The sequence below is a fragment of the Alkalibacterium indicireducens genome (assembly GCF_039522005.1).
GTDB classification, from domain to species: Bacteria; Bacillota; Bacilli; order Lactobacillales; family Carnobacteriaceae_A; genus Alkalibacterium; species Alkalibacterium indicireducens.
In genome coordinates, this window is sequence record NZ_BAAADA010000086.1 from 1 (window position 1) to 1,124 (window position 1,124).

Sequence of the window (1,124 nt, forward strand, 5' to 3'; positions counted from 1 at the left end):
GAGAAAGACAAAAACAATAAACTGCGTTTCAGATTTCTAGAATAAATTTCCGAGAATAACTTTACACATATTCAAAAGCTGTCTGTATTGACTAAAAGCTCCCCCTGTGCTAATATAAAGATAAGAATTCTGAGGTGTACGCGATGCCAAACTACTGTGTTGACCGAACATTGTATTAAAACATTGGGATTCTAAAGGAAGAATTGATGACATGCCTTATCACTTGGAAGTCAGATATTTTTCTGGTGAAGCCCACCTGCTATTAGCGGGTTCAACCTAAACTGGCATACTACCGGCACCATCGGATTTCTTATACTTAGTACGAGACAGAGCGAAGATTAACTCTTCGCTCTTTTTTGGTTATCTATCCATTCTCTAATCGTTTCTGTTAGCTATTGTCCGGTCTTTTATAGTATAATCAGTATATAGAACAAGAGAGGATGTGGATAGAATGTTACAGGAATATAAGTCTATTATGGTGGCAATCGATGGGTCTACTCAGGCAGAAAAGGCCTTCAAAAAAGCAGTCGAAGTTGCCAAACGTAATAATGCCCAGCTTGTGCTCGCTCATGTCATTGATACACGGGCGTATCAGTCATTTTCTACCTTTGATGGGTCAATCGCTGATAACGCACGAGTGGAAGCGAAGAATACCTTAAACGAATACAAAAAGTATGCCGAAGACAAAGGTCTGGATAATGTAAAAATAGTATTGGAATATGGATCTCCTAAAGTCATGATTGCCAAGCAGATCCCTCAATCGGAACATATCGACCTGATCATGCTCGGTGCCACGGGACTGAATGCTGTTGAACGTATCTTTGTTGGGTCAGTATCTGATTATGTAATCAGACAGGCGTCTTGTGACGTCATGATTATTCGTACAGATCTGGACAACAAGCTCGACTGATTTATTCTCTGATATTATTTATAGTAATCAAGTCCTGAAGGGAGACTGTTCAAACTCTTCAGGGCTTTCTTCTATGCCTAAATGCCCATTCTCTATTCTTTCCTTAAATTCTTTCTGTCTAAAAAAAGTGCCTGAGTTCTCTCGAGGGTGCTGAAAAAGAAACCCTTTTTAAGGGCTATAAATGGGTAAAATAAATAATCAGTGATTATCTGGT

At 39.1% G+C, this 1,124-nt stretch carries 1 protein-coding gene and 1 other RNA gene; both read left to right on the plus strand.

All coding sequences use genetic code 11. The features are described from left to right. Positions 1-123: 123 nt before the first annotated feature. A non-coding RNA gene (gene ssrS / locus ABFX15_RS05435) (6S RNA) lies at positions 124-312 on the plus strand. 139 nt (positions 313-451) lie between these two features. Next, positions 452-910, plus strand: a complete 459-nt coding sequence (locus ABFX15_RS05440) for a universal stress protein (protein WP_346024466.1) — start codon at positions 452-454, stop codon at positions 908-910. The last annotated feature ends 214 nt before the right edge of the window (positions 911-1,124 follow it).